Consider the following 17,094-nt stretch of genomic DNA (forward strand, 5'->3'; position numbering starts at 1 on the left):
GTCCGGTCGCTCGTACGACCGGGCCCGGCTCTTCTTGGTGCCGGTGCGGTCCAACCGCCATCAACACCACCGCGTCAACACCACCGCATCGACACGACCATCCAGGAGCCCGCGGGCGCGACGTGGGCTGACGGCCGTACGGGCCGGTCGATTGGCCCGTGACCTCTGTGCGGAGTGTCGCGTTATGAACACTTCCGCCTGATCCACCAAGATGTGCGCGAAATCATCCCATTTCTTCGTGACGTCGCGTCGGTGTGGTGGAGAGGGGTCCCAGGATGAGCAGCGCATCGGTGTCGCCGCACGGCTTCGTGGTCGTGCGGGGGCGTGGTTACCGCCCCGGGCAGGTCGACGGGTACGCCGAGGCCCTCTCCGCGGATCGTGACGCGGCCTGGGAGAGGGCCGCCCGGCTGACGGTGCTCGCCCGGCAGATGGACGAGGAACTGGGGCGGCTGCGGGAGGCCGTGGCCGGACTGGCCCCGCAGACCTACGAGTCGCTCGGGGACCGGGCGCGCCGGCTCTTCGCGCTCGGTCAGGAAGAGGGGACGGCCGTACGGGAGGGGGCGCGGGAGGAGGCGCGGCAACACGTGGACGAGGCGCGGGCGTACGCGACCGGCGTGCACGAGTCCGCGCAGGCGCACGCCGAGTCGGTGCGCGCCGAGGCGGATGACCGGGCCCGGCAGCGGCTGCTCGCCGCGCGCGCCGAGGCCGAGGAGATCCGGGGCGCGGCCCGGCGGGAGGCGGAGGAACGACGCGGCGAGGCCCTGGCCGCGTTGCGGGAGATGCGGCAGCGCACCTCCGGCATGCTGGCCGAGCAGGACAAGGAACGCGCCGAGCGGTGGGCCGAGGTGGAGCGGGAGGAGGCCGCCCGGGCGGAGGCGCCGGACGCGGACCGTGCGGAGGCGGCGGCGCGCGCCGAGGCGGCGTTGTCCGACGCCGAGCAGGACTTCGCCGCCGCGGAGGACTCCGCCCGGCGTCTCATGGACGAGGCACACGCGCGCGCCGCGGAGTCGGTGGACCGGGCCCGGGTACGGGCCGAGTCCGTCGAGAAGGAGACAGACCGGGTGCTCCGCGAGCACGCGGCGCGCGCAGACGCCGTACGGGAGCACATCGACCGCGTCCACACCCACCTCACAGCATGGGCGGGGCAGGCGGCGGAGTGAGAGCGGAGTGAGGAGCGGCGCCCGGCACAATCCCGTCGGCCGCCGTGCCGCACCGGGCCTGCCGTCCGTGCCGTGCCGGGCCTGCTGCCCGTACCGTGCCCTGTCGTGCCTGCCGCCCGCGACATGCCGTGTCGTCTCGTGCCGTCCGTGACATGGCGTGCCGTGCCGTGCGTGTCGGTCCGTGTCGTGCCGGGCGTCCGCGTCAGTGGTCCCTGCGTGCCGCGCCCGCGAGGATCCAGCCCTCCACGGCCTCGTACTGGTGGCGCTGCTCCTCCGACTCGCGGCGGCCGCAGGCCACCGTGCCCAGCCAGCCGCAGGCGAAGCCCAGGGGGATGGACAGCAGGCCCGTGGTGGTGAACGGGAACCAGTTGAAGTCGGCTTCCGGGAAGGCCGATACGGGCGAGCCGGAGACCAGGTTCGTGCCCGGCATCAGCAGCAGGACCGCCAGCGAGCCGCCGATGAGGGTGCTGAGCAGGCCCGTTCGTGTGAAGCGGCGCCAGAACAGGCTGTAGACCAGCGCGGGGGCGATGGCCGAGGCGCCCAGGCAGAACGACAGCGTCACCAGCGGCTGCAGGCTGCGAGAGCATCAGCGCGGCGACGACGGCTCCGCGCCGGCCGGTCGTGGCGGGACGCGCGGTCTCGCGTGCCGCGGAACTGGTGCCGCCCATCCCTGGATCCTCCCCCTCGCCCTGGCCACGCCGTCGCCCCGGCGTCGCCGCTGTGCCTGCCCCTTGCACCTATCTGCCGCCCGGCAGCTTCCCACTTGACCCTGACGCAGCGGGAGGGTGGAGCCTGAATGAGCCGAGAGGTGGAGCGAACCCTGAGACGGTCTCCACCCTTCGGTTGACTGCCCCTAGGGGTACCTCCGTACTACGACCTGGGGAGGGTTCGTACCGGCGGAGGACGAGACGTGCGGGGGGCTTTCCTTAACCTGGCTTTACGCCGCCGGGGGGCGGTTTTCACACCAGCGGGGGTGGGGTTTTCCACAGGAGATGACTGCGCTGAACACCAGGGCGCGGGGCCCCTTCCCGCAGCGAGACTGAGACGCGTCGGACGGATCGCATGGTCCGGCACCGCGTACCGCGGCTGTCGACCATGCGACCGCCTTCACCATCTGCTGATCGATATAGGAGACATACCGTGACTTCGGCTGTGACCATTCCCAGGCACGGGGGTACTGGAGGGCCTACGGCCGTTGCCGCGCGGGCGCGGCAGGTCGTGAAGGCGTACGGCTCCGGGGAGACCCGCGTCGTCGCCCTCGACCACGTCGACGTGGACATCGCACGCGGCCAGTTCACCGCGATCATGGGCCCCTCGGGCTCCGGTAAGTCCACGCTCATGCACTGCCTCGCCGGGCTCGACACCGTCACCGGCGGGCAGATCTACCTCGACGAGACCGAGATCACCGGCCTGAAGGACAAGAAGCTCACGCGGCTGCGCCGGGACCGGATCGGGTTCATCTTCCAGGCGTTCAACCTGCTGCCGACGCTGAACGCCATAGAGAACATCACGCTGCCGATGGACATCGCGGGCCGCAAGCCGGACCAGGAGTGGCTGACGCGGGTCGTGGAGACCGTGGGCCTCGCCGACCGCCTCAAGCACCGGCCCACCCAGCTGTCCGGCGGCCAGCAGCAGCGCGTCGCCGTGGCGCGGGCGCTCGCCGCCCGGCCCGAGATCATCTTCGGTGACGAGCCGACCGGAAACCTCGACTCGCGGGCCGGCGCCGAGGTGCTCGGCTTCCTGCGCCGCTCGGTGGACGAGCTGGGCCAGACCATCGTGATGGTCACCCACGACCCGGTCGCCGCCAGTTACGCGGACCGTGTGCTGTACCTCGCCGACGGCCGCATCGTCGACGAGATGCTCAAGCCGACCGCGGAGGCCGTCCTGGACCGCATGAAGGACTTCGACGCCCGGGGGCGCACGTCATGACCGTCATGAAGACCTCGATGCGCAACTTCCTCGCGCACAAGGGACGCATGGCCCTGTCGGCGATCGCCGTCCTGCTGTCGGTGGCCTTCGTCTGCGGGACGCTCGTCTTCACGGACACCATGTCCACCACGTTCGACAAGCTCTTCGCGGCCACCTCCTCCGACGTCACGGTGAGCGCCAAGGGCGCCTCCGACACCGGTGAGACGACCGCCGACAACGGCAAGCCGCCGGTCATGCCGGCCTCCGTGCTGGACGAGGTCCGCAAAGCGCAGGGCGTGAAGTCCGCCGAGGGCGCCGTGTTCTCCACCTCGGTGACCGTCGTCGACGGCGACAAGGACAACCTGTCGCCCTCCAGCGGCGCACCGACCATCGTCGGCAGCTGGAACGGCAACGAGGCCCGCACCATGAAGATCACCTCCGGTGTGGCGCCCCAGCACCCCGAGCAGATCATGGTCGACGCCGACACCGCGGACCGGCACGACCTGAAGCTCGGTGACCCGATCGGTGTGATCACCGCGGTCGGCACCCATAGCGCGAGGATCTCCGGCATCGCCGACTTCACCGTCACCAACCCCGGCGCCGCGATCTTCTACTTCGACACCAAGACCGCTCAGCGGGCCCTGGTCGGCGAGAGTGGCGTCTACACCAACGTCAACGTCACCGCGGCCTCCGGCGTCAGCGACACGCAGCTGAAGAAGAACGTCACGGCCGCGCTCGGCGGCGACTTCCAGGTGAAGACCGCCAAGGAGACCGCCGACGCCAACCAGAAGGAAGTCGCGGGCTTCATGAACGTCATGAAGTACGCGATGCTCGGCTTCGCCGGGATCGCCTTCCTCGTCGGCATCTTCCTGATCATCAACACCTTCTCCATGCTGGTCGCCCAGCGCACCCGGGAGATCGGCCTGATGCGGGCGATCGGCTCCTCCCGCAAGCAGGTCAACCGCTCCGTGCTGGCCGAGGCGCTGCTGCTCGGCCTCGTCGGATCGGTGCTCGGAGTGGCCGCGGGCGTCGGTCTCGCCGTCGGCCTGATGAAGCTCATGGGCCAGATGGGCATGGAGCTGTCCACCGACGACCTCACCGTGGCCTGGACGACCCCCGTGGCCGGCCTCGTCCTCGGCGTGATCGTCACCGTCCTGGCCGCCTACCTGCCCGCCCGCCGCGCCGGCAAGATCTCCCCGATGGCGGCCCTGCGCGACGCGGGCGCCCCCGCGGACGCCAAGGCCGGCCGGATCCGCGGTGTGATCGGCACGCTCCTCACCGGCGCCGGTGTCTTCGGCCTGTACCTGGCGGCTGAGGCCGACAAGGCCACGGAGGGATCGCTGTGGCTCGGCCTCGGCGTGGTGTTGTCGCTGATCGGCTTCGTCGTCATCGGCCCGCTGCTCGCCGGCGGTGTGGTCCGCGTCCTCGGCGCCGTCCTGCTGCGGATGTTCGGCCCCGTGGGGCGCATGGCCGAGCGCAACGCCCTGCGCAACCCGCGCCGCACCGGTGCGACGGGCGCCGCGCTGATGATCGGCCTCGCCCTGGTGGCGTGCCTGTCCGTGGTCGGCTCCTCCATGGTGGCGTCGGCCACCGACCAGCTCGACAAGACCGTCGGCACGGACTTCATCATCCAGTCCGACAGCGGCCAGCTGATCACCCCGCAGGCGGTCGAGGCCGCGAAGTCCTCGCCGGACCTGGAGCACGTCACGCGGTACAAGTGGACCAAGGCCGACTTCACCACCCCTGACGGCGAGAGGCTCAAGGACACCGCGATCACGGCTGCCGACCCGTCGTACGCGACCGACCTGCGCTCCGAGACGGTCGCCGGCAAGCTCCCCGACGCCTACAAGCCCGACTCGATGTCCGTGCACGAGAAGTTCGCCAAGGACCACGGCATCAGCATCGGCTCCAAGATCAAGGTGGCCTTCCAGGACGGCTCCGCGGCCGACCTGACGGTCCGGGCGATCACCAGCAGCGACGTCGTGATCGACGCGGGCGCGATGTACACGTCGATCTCGACGATGGCCAAGTACGTCCCGGCCGACAAGATGCCGCTGGACTCGCTGCTCTTCGCCAGCGCCAAGGAGGGGCAGCAGGACGCCGCCTACAAGTCCCTGAAGTCGGCGCTGCACGACTACCCGCAGTACACCGTGCGCGACCAGACCGACTACAAGGAGGCCCTGAAGGACCAGATCGGCCAGCTGCTCAACATGATCTACGGCCTGCTGGCCCTGGCGATCATCGTCGCCATCCTGGGCGTGGTGAACACCCTGGCCTTGTCGGTGGTGGAGCGCACCCGGGAGATCGGCCTGATGCGGGCGATCGGCCTCTCCCGCCGCCAGCTGCGCCGCATGATCCGCATGGAGTCGGTCGTCATCGCCCTCTTCGGGGCCCTGTTGGGCCTCGGACTGGGCATGGGCTGGGGCGCCACCGCGCAGCAGCTGCTCGCCCTGGAGGGCCTGGTGGTCCTGGAGATCCCCTGGCCGACGATCATGGGCGTCTTCGTCAGCTCGGCGTTCGTGGGCCTGTTCGCGGCCCTGATCCCGGCGTTCCGGGCGGGCCGGATGAACGTCCTGAACGCGATCGCGACGGAGTAGTCACCACCGAGAACCACCGCACACGGGGGTTGCGGGGGCCGGCGCCGGGGAGTCCAGGACTTCCCGGCGCCGGGCGCTGTCACGCCCCGCGAGCCCGGCATCCTGTCCGGCCGAATCGGGCGGAGAGCGGGCACGGGCACCGGGGCCCACCAGGGGGCTCCGCCCCGTGGTGGGCCAGGACGCCGAGCACCTCACACCCGGGGCGTTGTCCACAGCCCCGCCGCCCAGCCGCGCGGCGTCGTACGCTGGAGACCCCCGGCCCGCAGCGCGTGTCGGGCCCGTCGTGTTGCCCACCCCCCTGGACGGAAAGCCCCGAATGAGCCTGCACGGTCTGCTCGACGCCGTAGCCAAGGACGCCGCGCTCGCGGAAGCGATCAAGGCGGCCACAGACGGCAACCGCATGCACGTCGACCTGGTCGGCCCCGCTGCGGCCCGCCCCTTCGCGGTCGCCGCCCTGGCCCGCGAGACGGGCCGCCCGGTGCTGGCGGTAACGGCGACGGGCCGCGAGGCGGAGGACCTGGCCGCCGCCCTGCGCTCCCTCCTCCCCTCGGAGGGCGTCGTGGAGTACCCCTCGTGGGAGACGCTCCCGCACGAGCGGCTCAGCCCCCGCAGCGACACCGTCGGCCGCCGCCTGGCCGTGCTGCGCCGCCTGGCCCACCCCCGCCCCGACGACCCCGAGACCGGCCCGGTCTCCGTGGTCGTCGCGCCCGTCAGATCCGTGCTCCAGCCGCAGGTCAAGGGCCTCGGCGACCTGGAACCGGTCGCCCTGAGGACCGGGCAGAGCGCCGACCTCGGCGAGATCGTGGAGGCCCTCGCGGCCGCCGCCTACGCGCGCGTGGAGCTGGTCGAGAAGCGCGGCGAGTTCGCCGTACGCGGCGGCATCCTCGACGTGTTCCCGCCCACCGAGGAGCACCCCCTGCGCGTCGAGTTCTGGGGCGACGACGTCGAGGAGATCCGCTACTTCAAGGTCGCCGACCAGCGCTCCCTCGAGGTCGCCGAGCACGGCCTGTGGGCGCCGCCGTGCCGCGAGCTGCTGCTCACCGAGGACGTCCGCACGCGTGCGCGTGCCCTGGCCGAACAGCACCCCGAGCTCGGCGAACTCCTCGGCAAGATCGCCGAGGGCATCGCCGTCGAGGGCATGGAATCCCTCGCTCCGGTCCTGGTCGACGACATGGAGCTGCTGCTCGACGTGCTGCCCGAGGGCGCCATGGCCGTGGTGTGCGACCCGGAGCGGGTCCGTACGCGTGCCTCGGACCTCGTGGCCACCTCCCAGGAGTTCCTGCAGGCCTCGTGGGCGGCCACCGCGGGCGGCGGAGAAGCCCCCATCGACGTCGGCGCGGCCTCCCTGTGGTCCATCGCGGACGTCCGGGACCGGGCCCGCGAGCTGGACATGATGTGGTGGTCGGTGTCGCCGTTCGCCGCGGACGAGGAGCTCGACGAGGACACCCTCAAGCTCGGCATGCACGCGCCGGAGACCTACCGCGGTGACACCGCCAAGGCCCTCGCCGACACCAAGGGCTGGCTCGCCGACGGCTGGCGCACGGTGTTCGTGACCGAGGGGCACGGCCCCGCGGCCCGTACGGTCGAGGTGCTGGGCGGCGAGGGCATCGCGGCCCGCCTCGACGCCGACCTCGCGGAGATCTCCCCGTCGGTCGTGCACGTGGCGTGCGGCTCGATCGAGCACGGCTTCGTCGACGCGGCCCTCGGACTCGCCGTCCTGACCGAGACCGACCTGTCCGGCCAGAGGGCTTCCGGGCGCGAGGGCGCCCGGATGCCGGCCCGCCGCCGCAAGACGATCGACCCGCTCACCCTGGAGCCGGACGACTACATCGTCCACGAGCAGCACGGCGTGGGCCGCTACATCGAGATGGTGCAGCGCACCGTGCAGGGCGCGACCCGCGAGTACCTGGTCGTCGAGTACGCCCCCGCCAAGCGCGGCCAGCCCGGCGACCGCCTCTACATCCCCACCGACCAGCTGGAGCAGATCACCAAGTACGTCGGCGGCGAGGCCCCCACCCTGCACCGCCTGGGCGGCGCCGACTGGACCAAGACGAAGGCCCGCGCGAAGAAGGCCGTCAAGGAGATCGCCGCCGACCTCATCAAGCTGTACAGCGCGCGCATGGCGGCCCCCGGACACGCCTTCGGGGCGGACACGCCCTGGCAGCGCGAGCTGGAGGACGCCTTCCCCTACGCGGAGACGCCCGACCAGCTCACCACCATCGCCGAGGTCAAGGAGGACATGGAGAAGACGGTCCCGATGGACCGCCTGATCTGCGGCGACGTCGGCTACGGCAAGACCGAGATCGCGGTCCGGGCCGCCTTCAAGGCCGTCCAGGACGGCAAGCAGGTGGCCGTCCTGGTGCCCACGACCCTGCTGGTGCAGCAGCACTTCGGGACGTTCAGCGAGCGGTACGCGCAGTTCCCGGTGAACGTGAAGGCCCTGTCCCGCTTCCAGACCGACACCGAGGCCAAGGCGGCCCTGGAGGGCCTGCGCGAGGGCTCGGTCGACATCGTCATCGGCACGCACCGCCTCTTCTCGTCCGAGACGAAGTTCAAGGACCTGGGCCTGGTCATCGTCGACGAGGAGCAGCGCTTCGGCGTCGAGCACAAGGAGCAGCTGAAGAAGCTGCGGGCCAACGTCGACGTGCTGACGATGTCCGCGACCCCGATCCCCAGGACGCTGGAGATGGCGGTGACGGGCATCCGCGAGATGTCGACGATCACCACCCCGCCGGAGGAGCGCCACCCGGTGCTGACCTTCGTCGGCCCCTACGAGGAGAAGCAGATCGGCGCCGCCATCCGCCGCGAACTGCTGCGCGAGGGCCAGGTCTTCTACATCCACAACCGAGTCGAGTCGATCGACCGGGCCGCCGCCCGGCTGCGCGAGATCGTCCCCGAGGCGCGCATCGCCACCGCCCACGGCCAGATGTCCGAGCAGGCGCTGGAGCAGGTCGTCGTCGACTTCTGGGAGAAGAAGTTCGACGTGCTGGTGTCCACCACGATCGTGGAGTCCGGCATCGACATCTCCAACGCCAACACCCTCATCGTGGAGCGCGGCGACAACTTCGGCCTGTCCCAGCTGCACCAGCTGCGCGGCCGGGTCGGCCGTGGCCGTGAGCGCGGGTACGCCTACTTCCTCTACCCGCCGGAGAAGCCGCTGACGGAGACCGCGCACGAGCGGCTCGCGACCATCGCCCAGCACACGGAGATGGGCGCCGGAATGTACGTGGCGATGAAGGACCTGGAGATCCGCGGCGCGGGCAACCTCCTCGGCGGCGAGCAGTCCGGCCACATCGCGGGCGTCGGCTTCGACCTGTACGTGCGGATGGTCGGCGAGGCCGTCGCCGACTACCGCCGCCAGTTGGAGACCGGCGGGATCGAGGAGGAGCAGCCGCTCGAGGTCAAGATCGAGCTGCCCGTCGACGCGCACGTCCCGCACGACTACGCGCCAGGCGAGCGGCTGCGGCTCCAGGCCTACCGCGCCATCGCCTCCGCCAACTCGGAGGAGGACATCAAGGCCGTACGCGAGGAACTCGTCGACCGCTACGGCAAGCTGCCCGAACCGGTGGAGAACCTGCTGCTCGTCGCGGGCCTGCGCATGCTCGCGCGCGCGTGCGGCGTCGGCGAGATCGTGCTGCAGGGCACGAACATCCGGTTCGCGCCGGTGGAGTTGCGCGAGTCGCAGGAACTGCGGGTCAAGCGGCTGTACCCCGGGGTCGTCATCAAGCCGGCGGCGCACCAGGTGCTGGTGCCGCGCCCGAAGACCGCGAAGGTGGGCGGGAAGCCGCTGGTCGGGCGCGATCTGCTGGCCTGGGTCGGGGAGTTCCTGACGTCGGTGCTGGGGTCCTGACGCCCCGGCCACGCTGAGGCTTCGTCGGACCACCGGTTGCACCTGTGCACCTGTGTATCGGGGCACCTGTGCACCGGTGGTCCGGCGCGGTGCCGCCGGTCAGGACGCGTGCGCCCTCGTCGGCGAACGTGTGGCGGTGGCAGGGCCGGTGCCGACACCCGCTCCGGTGCCGAGCACGGTTCGCGGCCACGGCTGTGCCCGCCGCTACTCGGCGTTGCGGAACAGCATCACCGCCAGCTCGCGGGATGGCCGGTCCCAGAGGCCGGGGCCGCTCTGGAGCTCTGCCGCTCCGCACGCAAGAAGCCGTCCGCAGGAGCTGCGTCCATCGGGCGCCGCGCCTCTGCGGACGGCTTCGATCACCGAAGGTCTTAACGCTGGTCGGGCCGGTTCCGGTCGCGGTCCATGCCCAGCGAGCCCTCGACGCGCTGCTGGCCGGAGTCGACCTGGTCCTCGTACTTGCCTCCGGTCCTCTCGTTGGCCTTCTGTTCCGCGGTGTCGGAGCCTCGCTTGCCCCTGTGCCGCGCCTGGCTCTTGAACTTGTCGAAGATGCCCATCCAGAGCTCCTTCCGGAGGTGACTCAGAACCGACGATACGCGCGGCATGCGAAGAATGCCCCTTAAGGTCCGATATGGTCTGGACCTCTCCCTCGCTACCGTGGGACCCTGCACCGGCCGCCCGCGCCGGGGCGGAACGAACGAGCAGGGAGGGGCGCACGGTGACGCGTCTGAGGGGCGGGGCGGCACTGGCTGTCGCCATGGTGTTCACCGGTTCGGCACTGGCCGGCTGCGAAGGTCTGGCTCCTCCGTCGGACGGGGGTGGGCCTTCCGGCACCGGCGTCCCGGCCACCGGCGACGGACGAGCCGTGAGCCCCCTGGACAACCCGGACGGCACCAAGCCGGGCCTGGCGGCGATCACTTCGTCCGCGGACAAGGAGAAGGCACGTGCCCTCATCGAGAAGGTGGAGACCAAGGGGCGCGGTCCCAGGACGGGATACGACCGGGACAAGTTCGGCTATGCCTGGATGGACTCGGCACCGCGCGACGTGCCCTTCTCCCACAACGGCTGCGACTCGCGGAACGACCTCCTGAAGCGGGACGGCGAGGACCTTCGCTTCCGGTCGGGCTCGGACTGCGTCGTCACTTCGCTGACGTTGCACGACCCGTACACCGGGAAGGTCATCGAGTGGACCAAGTCCCGGGCGACGAAGGTCCAGATCGACCACGTCATGCCGCTGTCGTACGACTGGCAGATGGGCGCTTCGCGCTGGACCGAGGACAAGCGGGAGTCCATAGCCAACGACCCGCTCAACCTTGTCCCGGTCGACGGACCGACCAACGGCTCGAAGGGCGACTCCGGCCCGGCGTCCTGGCTGCCCCCGAACAAGCAGATCCGCTGCGCCTACTCGGTGCGCTTCGCCCAGGTGTCGCTGAAGTACGACCTCCCCGTGACGGCGGCCGACAAGGAGATGATGCTCGAGCAGTGCGGCGGGTGAGGCGCTTGAGGCCCCTGCGGAACAGGGCTTGAGGTCCCCCGGCAACGTCTGGCCCTCTCCGCGGGCCTCGGCTGCACCGCGCCGCTCTACGTGAGGGCCGGGATCGCCCTGACGTCCGTGGCCGTCATGGTGGCTGCCGGGCGGCGGGCGAGGGCTCCCGCGCAGTTGGCCACGCGATGTGATCAGCACGACAACGGTTCGGTACAACCCGTAACCGGTTGCCCGTGTCGGGCTATACGCTCGGATCCCCCACCGTGCTCTGTCACGCGCACGTTCTTCCCATCGACTACACCGGTCCAGGAGCAGTCATGTACGGCCATGGCGCGCCGCCGCCCTCCCGCAGCGCGGCAACGGTCATTTCCCTGCGCGTGCTGTTCGCCGCAGCAGGGTTCCTCACCTGCGGCATGCTGGCCTGCGTACCGCTGTTCCGGGTCGCCGTGCTGCGCGGAAGGGCGCTCGACTGGGTCGTGGCCTGGGTGACCCTGCCCCTGTCCATCGTCTGCTTCGTGGTGATCGGCACGCTGCCGGAGGGGGACCCCCGGACCGACATCGGGGTGGCTGTGATCATGCTGCTCGGCGTGGGTGCCGCGATCTACTTCCTGATCGTGGACATCAACCACCACAGCGCGCAGCGCCGGTTCGCCGGCTACGCGTCGCCGCAGTCCCCGACCGTCCACTCCCCGCAGACCCCGTACGGCTATCCGCACCCGGCGCCGCCCTACACCCCCGCCTCCACGCCCGTCCCGCAGCCGCCGCCCCAGCCGCCGCAACACCCCGCGCCCCCGTCCCCGCAGCGCCCCGCGCCCGCCCGCATCGACCAGGTACGCGCCGAACTCGACGAACTCAGCGACTACCTGCGCCGGCACGAAAGCCGGCCGGACGGCACCTCCGGGGACTCCGAGGGCAGCAGGTGAGCGCGGCGGCAGGACGCGTCGTCGCCGGTCGCTACGAACTGTCCGCGCTCCTCGGCCAGGGCGGCATGGGACAGGTCTGGACGGCCTACGACCAGCAGCTCGACCGGCGCGTAGCGGTGAAGCTGCTGCGCCCCGACAAGGTGGCCGGACAGGACGCGGAGGAACTGCGGCGCCGTTTCGTGCGCGAGTGCCGGGTGACCGCGCAGGTCGACCACCCCGGCCTGGTCACCGTGCACGACGCGGGCAGTGACGGCGAGGAGCTGTTCCTCGTCATGCAGTACATCGACGGGGCCGACCTCGCCGGTCATCTCGCCGACCGCACCCCGTATCCCTGGCAGTGGGCGGTCGCGGTCGCCGCGCAGCTGTGCGCCGTGCTGAGCGCCGTGCACGCCGTGCCGATCGTCCACCGCGACCTCAAGCCGCGCAACGTGATGGTGAAGCAGGACGGCACGGTCACCGTCCTCGACCTCGGCGTCGCCTCCGTCATGGAGGCGGACACCACCCGCCTCACCCACACCGGCACCCCCATCGGCTCGCCCGCCTACATGGCTCCGGAGCAGGCGATGGGCGGCGCGGTCGGCCCGTACACGGACCTGTACGCACTCGGCGTGGTGCTCCACGAACTGCTCAGCGGCGACGTCCCCTTCTCCGGCTCCACCGTCCTCGGCGTCCTGCACCGCCACCTGTACGAACCGCCGCTGCCGGTACGCCGCCTGCGCCCCGAAGTACCCGAGGCCCTGGAGACCCTCGTCCTGCGCCTGCTCGCCAAGGACCCGCAGCACCGTCCCGCCTCCGCGCAGGAGGTCTACGAGCACCTGGAGCCGCTCCTGCCCGCGCGCGGCACGCCCACCGGAGCGCCCCTGGACCCCACCCGCCCGTTCGCGCGCCCGCACGCCCCCTGGCCGGACCGTGCGCGCACCCCGGCCCCCCAGCCCGCGCCCGCCGCACCCGTCACCGGGACACCGGGCAACACGGACATCGCCCGCGCCGTCGACGAGGTCAAACGGCTCCTCGGCGAAGGCCGCATCACCCAGGCCGTCGACATCCTCGGCGCGATCCTGCCCGCCGCAGCCGAACAGCACGGTGAGCATTCCCCGGTCGTGCGCACCCTGCGCAGGCAGTACGCGGCCACGCTCCTGGACGACGGCCAGTACCGGCGCGCCCTGCCCGAGCTGCGCCGCCTCGCCGACGAACGCGCCGCCGAGGCCGGTCAGGCCGACCCGCAGTGCCTGAGGTTCCGTTACGAGGCCGCCCAGTGCCTGGAACAGCTGGGCGAACCGGCGGCAGCGCTCGCCGAGTACCGGGCGCTGCTGCCGTACTACGAGAACCAGTACGTCGCCGCCGGCGGCCCCGAGCTCGCGCACGACGTCCGCCGGCGCATCGGCCATCTGCTGCTCGCCCTCGGCGACCGCGGCGCCGCCCACGACACGCTGGCCCGGCTGCTGCACGACGTGGAACGCACCCACGGTCACAGCCACCCGCTCGGGGCGGAGATCCGCAGGACGCTCCAGTGGCTGGGGCAGGTCCGGGGCTGACGACCGCCAGGGGACGGGCGCGGCGGTGCCGGAAGTCCCGGTGAATCGTTGGTCGAATGGGTTGGCCAGAGCCTGCCCACTGCCTACCATCGATCATCGCAAGACCTTGTGCACCGTCGCACAATCTCCTCGGGAGGTCTCCTTGCACCGCCGCCGTCGCACCGCGCTCCTCCTCACCGCCGCGATCGCCGCCGCGGCGCCGCTCCTCACCGCCTGCGGGAACGACGCGCATCCCGGCGCTGCGGCCGTGGTGGGCGGCCAGCGGATCACCGTCTCCCAGCTGGAGGAACGGGTCGGCGAGGTCCGCGCGGCCCAGCGGGCGGCCGTGCAGGACGAGGCCCAGTACCAGCAGGTCATCGCCAGAACCGGCACCCTCACCCGCGACACCTTGCAGACCATGGTCCTCGACCGGGTGCTGCACCGCGCCGCCGAGGACGCCGGTGTGACCGTCACCCGCAAGGAGATCCAGCAGATGCGCTCCGGCCTGGAGGAGCAGGCCGGCGGTTCCGAGGCCCTGGAGACGACCTGGCTCCAGCGGTACGGCATCCCGCCGCAGCGCCTCGAGGAGAACCTCCGCCTCCAGCTGGAGGCCCAGAAGCTCGCCCAGAAGCTCGGCACCGGGACCGACCGGCCCGAGTTCTGGAAGGCCCTGTCCGAGGCCTCCGAGGACCTGAACATCGACCTCAACCCGCGCTACGGCACCTGGGACGTCCAGAAGAGCAGCCGCGCCGACGCGAAGACGCCGTGGGTGCGGGAGGTGACGGCGGCGCAGACACAGCAGTCCATGTAGGGAGGGGCCGGGCGGGACGAGGTGGTGAAGTAACGGTCCGTCGCCGTCACCACTACCCCGTCATCCCTGCCCCACCACCGCCACCCCTGCCCCCACCACCACCGATGCTCTGTGGACAACCCGGTTCCAGGCCCTGTGGACAACTTTCGGGACTGTCGGCGGCGTGGGATAGCTTCGGATCGTGAACGCCAACCGCCCCGAAGCCACCCCGGGCCCCGAGCGGACCGCCCCCGACGCGGCCGCCGCCCCCGGCCGCATCGTCCTGCTCACCACCAGCCACCGTGTCGCCCCCGGCCTGCTCTCCTGGCTCGCCTGGCAGGCGCTGCACGCGGCCGACCGAGTGCTGTGCGCGGACGGCGCGCACCCGCAGCTGCCCTATCTGCGCGAGGCGGGGATCACCGTCGAAGAGGCGTCCCCCACCGCCCAGGAGCTGGTCGACGCCTGCGCCGGCGGCCGCACGGTGGTGGTCGTGGCGACGGGGGAGGGCGAGCCGGCCCTGACGGACGGCCTGGCGCGCCTCGCCGGCACCGGCCATGTCGCCATGCCCGAGCTGGAGCTGCTCCCCGCCTCCTACGACCTGCCCGGCGCCCGCCTCCTCGACCTCGTGCAGGTCATGGACCGCATCCGCACCGAATGCCCCTGGTCGTCCCAGCAGACCCACAAGGGCCTCGCCAAGTACGGCATCGAGGAGGCCTACGAACTCGTCGAGGCGATCGAGGAGGGCGACCGTGACGAACTGCGCGAGGAGCTCGGTGACGTCCTCCTCCAGGTCGTCTTCCACGCCCGCATCGCCGAGGAAGGCCGGCCGGAAGACGGGGCCGCCCCCTTCTCCATCGATGACGTGGCCGGCGGCATCGTCGCCAAGCTGATCCACCGCCACCCGCACGTCTTCGGCGAGGAGACGGCCACGACCCCCGAGGAGGTCAAGGCGCACTGGCTGCGCACCAAGGCGGTCGAGAAGCAGCGAACCTCCATCACCGACGGTATCCCCCTCGGCCAGCCCGGCCTGGCCCTCGCCGCCAAGCTCGCCTCCCGAGCCCGCACCGCTGACCTCGCCATACCCCTCCCACCCGTCGAGGGCATCGGCTACGACCTCCTGGCCCTGGCGATCCGGGCGGAGTCGGAGGGTATCGACCCGGAGGCGGCCCTGAGAGCGGCGGCCCGCGCGTACCGGGACGCGATCAGGGAGGCGGAGGACCAGGACCGGCGGCCATGAAGCGGAACCCGGTGCGTCAGTCCTGCCGGTCCAGCTGCGCTTCGGGGATCCCGAGCGAGCGGGCGTACTCCCGTGCCTGTCGGCGCCCCTCCGCCCGGTCCGCCCGGCCGCGTGGATCCTGTCCCCGCGGATAGCGGAAGACCCTGCCGGCGAAGACCACGAACGCCTCCGCTGCGGTGTTGTAGTCGAGGTACCAGCCACCGGCCGGGGTCCAGGCAGGCAGCCGGCAGGTCGGCCAGCCGCTCCGCGTCTGCCTCCTCCGCGGCGAAGTCCAGCAGGGTCCACCGCCGGGGCTGCACGGCCAGCCGCTGTTTCCGACAGCGGCGGCCGCTGCCCGGCCGGCGGCTGCGTAGGGTCGTGGCATGCAACATGACGTGCCCGGGGTGCCCGAGCTGTTCTCGTGGGAGTTCGCGACCGACCCGTACCCCGCCTACGCCTGGCTCCGTGAGCACGCCCCCGTACACAGGACGCGACTGCCCAGCGGTGTGGAGGCCTGGCTGGTCACGCGGTATGCCGATGCCAAGCAGACGCTCGCCGACAACCGGCTCTCCAAGAACCCGGCGCATCACCACGAACCCGCGCACGCCAAGGGAAAGACCGGGATCCCCGGGGAACGCAAGGCCGACCTGATGACGCATCTGCTCAACATCGACCCGCCGGACCACAGCCGGCTGCGGCGGCTCGTGTCCAAGGCGTTCACACCCCGCCGGGTCGCCGAGTTCGCGCCCCGGGTGCAGGAGCTCACCGACGGGCTCATCGACGGGTTCGCGCAGCAGGGGTCCGCGGACCTGATCCACGAGTTCGCGTTCCCGCTCCCCATCTACGCCATCTGCGACCTGCTCGGCGTCCCCCGCGAGGACCAGGACGACTTCCGCGACTGGGCAGGCATGATGATCCGTCACCAGGGCGGACCGAGGGGCGGGGTCGCACGGTCGGTGAAGAAGATGCGCGGCTACCTCGCCGACCTCATCCACCGCAAGCGGGAGGCGCTCCCCGCCGAACCCGCCCCCGGCGAGGACCTCATCTCCGGCCTCATCCGCGCCTCCGACCACGGCGAGCACCTCACCGAGAACGAGGCCGCGGCCATGGCCTTCATCCTGCTGTTCGCCGGGTTCGAGACGACCGTGAACCTGATCGGCAACGGCACCTACGCCCTGCTCACCCACCCCGGGCAGCGCGCCCGGCTCCAAGCCTCCCTGGCCGCCGGGGAGACCGGCCTGCTGGAGACCGGAGTCGAGGAACTCCTCCGCTACGACGGCCCCGTCGAACTCGCCACCTGGCGGTTCGCCACACAACCGCTCACCATCGGCGGACAGCGCATCGAGGCCGGTGACCCGGTGCTCGTCGTCCTGGCCGCCGCGGACCGGGACCCCGAGCGCTTCGCCGACCCGGACGTGCTCGACCTCGCCCGCCGCGACAACCAGCACCTCGGCTACGGCCACGGCATCCACTACTGCCTCGGCGCCCCGCTCGCCCGCCTGGAGGGCCAGGCCGCGCTCGCCACGCTCCTCACCCGTCTCCCGGACCTCCGGCTCGCGGCGGACCCGGCCGAGCTGCGATGGCGTGGCGGTCTCATCATGCGGGGGCTGCGCACCCTGCCGGTGGAGTTCACGCCGGCCTGAGAGCGGCCGC

The 17,094-nt window shown here is 71.6% G+C and carries 12 protein-coding genes and 1 pseudogene; 10 read left to right on the forward strand and 3 right to left on the reverse strand.

Annotation, left to right across the window (positions count from 1 at the left end; genetic code table 11):
- Window positions 1-275: 275 nt before the first annotated feature.
- Complete coding sequence (locus tag ACZ5TL_RS17950) at window positions 276-1,160, forward strand: cellulose-binding protein (protein ID WP_468590780.1); 885 nt, start codon at window positions 276-278, stop codon at window positions 1,158-1,160.
- Window positions 1,161-1,362: 202 nt separating this feature from the next.
- Here the strand turns inward: ACZ5TL_RS17950 and ACZ5TL_RS17955 are convergent.
- Window positions 1,363-1,740 (reverse strand): annotated as a pseudogene (locus ACZ5TL_RS17955) (cation acetate symporter); the annotation flags it as partial.
- Window positions 1,741-2,300: 560 nt separating this feature from the next.
- Here ACZ5TL_RS17955 and ACZ5TL_RS17960 point away from each other — a divergent pair.
- The 3 genes from ACZ5TL_RS17960 (at window position 2,301) to mfd (ending at window position 9,515) form a co-directional block, all read left to right on the forward strand.
- The gene (locus tag ACZ5TL_RS17960; protein WP_468590781.1) at window positions 2,301-3,089 is read left to right on the forward strand and encodes an ABC transporter ATP-binding protein; all 789 of its coding nucleotides are present in this window, start codon (window positions 2,301-2,303) and stop codon (window positions 3,087-3,089) included.
- Entirely contained in the window at window positions 3,086-5,665 is a 2,580-nt protein-coding gene (locus tag ACZ5TL_RS17965) for an ABC transporter permease (protein ID WP_468590782.1), read from the forward strand. The genes ACZ5TL_RS17960 and ACZ5TL_RS17965 overlap by 4 nt, the downstream gene beginning before the upstream one ends.
- A 316-nt stretch (window positions 5,666-5,981) precedes the next feature.
- Entirely contained in the window at window positions 5,982-9,515 is a 3,534-nt protein-coding gene (gene mfd, locus ACZ5TL_RS17970) for a transcription-repair coupling factor (RefSeq protein ID WP_468590783.1), read from the forward strand.
- A gap of 368 nt (window positions 9,516-9,883) precedes the next feature.
- Here the strand turns inward: mfd and ACZ5TL_RS17975 are convergent, their stop codons facing one another.
- On the reverse strand, window positions 9,884-10,069 hold the full coding sequence (locus ACZ5TL_RS17975) for an antitoxin (RefSeq protein WP_468590784.1): 186 nt from the start codon (window positions 10,067-10,069) through the stop codon (window positions 9,884-9,886).
- 161 nt (window positions 10,070-10,230) lie between these two features.
- Between ACZ5TL_RS17975 and ACZ5TL_RS17980 the strand changes: the two genes are divergently transcribed.
- The 5 genes from ACZ5TL_RS17980 (at window position 10,231) to ACZ5TL_RS18000 (ending at window position 15,462) form a co-directional block, all read left to right on the forward strand.
- Window positions 10,231-11,007, forward strand: coding sequence for an HNH endonuclease family protein (locus ACZ5TL_RS17980; RefSeq protein WP_468590785.1), 777 nt, complete (start codon window positions 10,231-10,233; stop codon window positions 11,005-11,007).
- A 308-nt stretch (window positions 11,008-11,315) separates the two neighbouring features.
- Window positions 11,316-11,921, forward strand: coding sequence for a hypothetical protein (locus tag ACZ5TL_RS17985; protein WP_468590787.1), 606 nt, complete (start codon window positions 11,316-11,318; stop codon window positions 11,919-11,921).
- Window positions 11,922-11,959: 38 nt separating this feature from the next.
- Window positions 11,960-13,456, forward strand: a complete 1,497-nt coding sequence (locus ACZ5TL_RS17990) for a protein kinase domain-containing protein (protein ID WP_468590920.1) — start codon at window positions 11,960-11,962, stop codon at window positions 13,454-13,456.
- 142 nt (window positions 13,457-13,598) lie between these two features.
- Window positions 13,599-14,246: a SurA N-terminal domain-containing protein gene (locus ACZ5TL_RS17995; protein WP_468590788.1), complete on the forward strand. Its 648-nt coding sequence runs from the start codon at window positions 13,599-13,601 to the stop codon at window positions 14,244-14,246.
- 181 nt (window positions 14,247-14,427) lie between these two features.
- Window positions 14,428-15,462 carry a nucleoside triphosphate pyrophosphohydrolase gene (locus ACZ5TL_RS18000; RefSeq protein WP_468590790.1) on the forward strand — a complete coding sequence of 345 codons (1,035 nt, stop codon included), beginning with the start codon at window positions 14,428-14,430 and terminating at the stop codon, window positions 15,460-15,462.
- A gap of 16 nt (window positions 15,463-15,478) precedes the next feature.
- Here the strand turns inward: ACZ5TL_RS18000 and ACZ5TL_RS18005 are convergent, their stop codons facing one another.
- A complete protein-coding gene (locus ACZ5TL_RS18005; RefSeq protein ID WP_468590792.1) occupies window positions 15,479-15,826 on the reverse strand; it encodes a hypothetical protein in 348 nt (115 codons plus the stop codon).
- Here ACZ5TL_RS18005 and ACZ5TL_RS18010 point away from each other — a divergent pair.
- Window positions 15,825-17,084 carry a cytochrome P450 family protein gene (locus ACZ5TL_RS18010; RefSeq protein ID WP_468590793.1) on the forward strand — a complete coding sequence of 420 codons (1,260 nt, stop codon included), beginning with the start codon at window positions 15,825-15,827 and terminating at the stop codon, window positions 17,082-17,084. The genes ACZ5TL_RS18005 and ACZ5TL_RS18010 overlap by 2 nt on opposite strands.
- The last annotated feature ends 10 nt before the right edge of the window (window positions 17,085-17,094 follow it).

The sequence above is a fragment of the Streptomyces sp. NPDC033136 genome (assembly GCF_055578235.1).

Excerpts from the sequence above, each read along its gene's own strand:
- ACZ5TL_RS17950 (WP_468590780.1), top strand. The coding sequence starts at position 276 with ATGAGCAGCGCATCGGTGTCGCCGCACGGCTTCGTGGTCGTGCGGGGG.
- ACZ5TL_RS17965 (WP_468590782.1), top strand. The coding sequence starts at position 3,086 with ATGACCGTCATGAAGACCTCGATGCGCAACTTCCTCGCGCACAAGGGA.
- mfd (WP_468590783.1), top strand. The coding sequence starts at position 5,982 with ATGAGCCTGCACGGTCTGCTCGACGCCGTAGCCAAGGACGCCGCGCTC.
- ACZ5TL_RS17975 (WP_468590784.1), bottom strand. The coding sequence starts at position 10,069 with ATGGGCATCTTCGACAAGTTCAAGAGCCAGGCGCGGCACAGGGGCAAG.
- ACZ5TL_RS17985 (WP_468590787.1), top strand. The coding sequence starts at position 11,316 with ATGTACGGCCATGGCGCGCCGCCGCCCTCCCGCAGCGCGGCAACGGTC.
- ACZ5TL_RS18010 (WP_468590793.1), top strand. The coding sequence starts at position 15,825 with ATGCAACATGACGTGCCCGGGGTGCCCGAGCTGTTCTCGTGGGAGTTC.
- ACZ5TL_RS18005 (WP_468590792.1), bottom strand. The coding sequence starts at position 15,826 with ATGCCACGACCCTACGCAGCCGCCGGCCGGGCAGCGGCCGCCGCTGTC.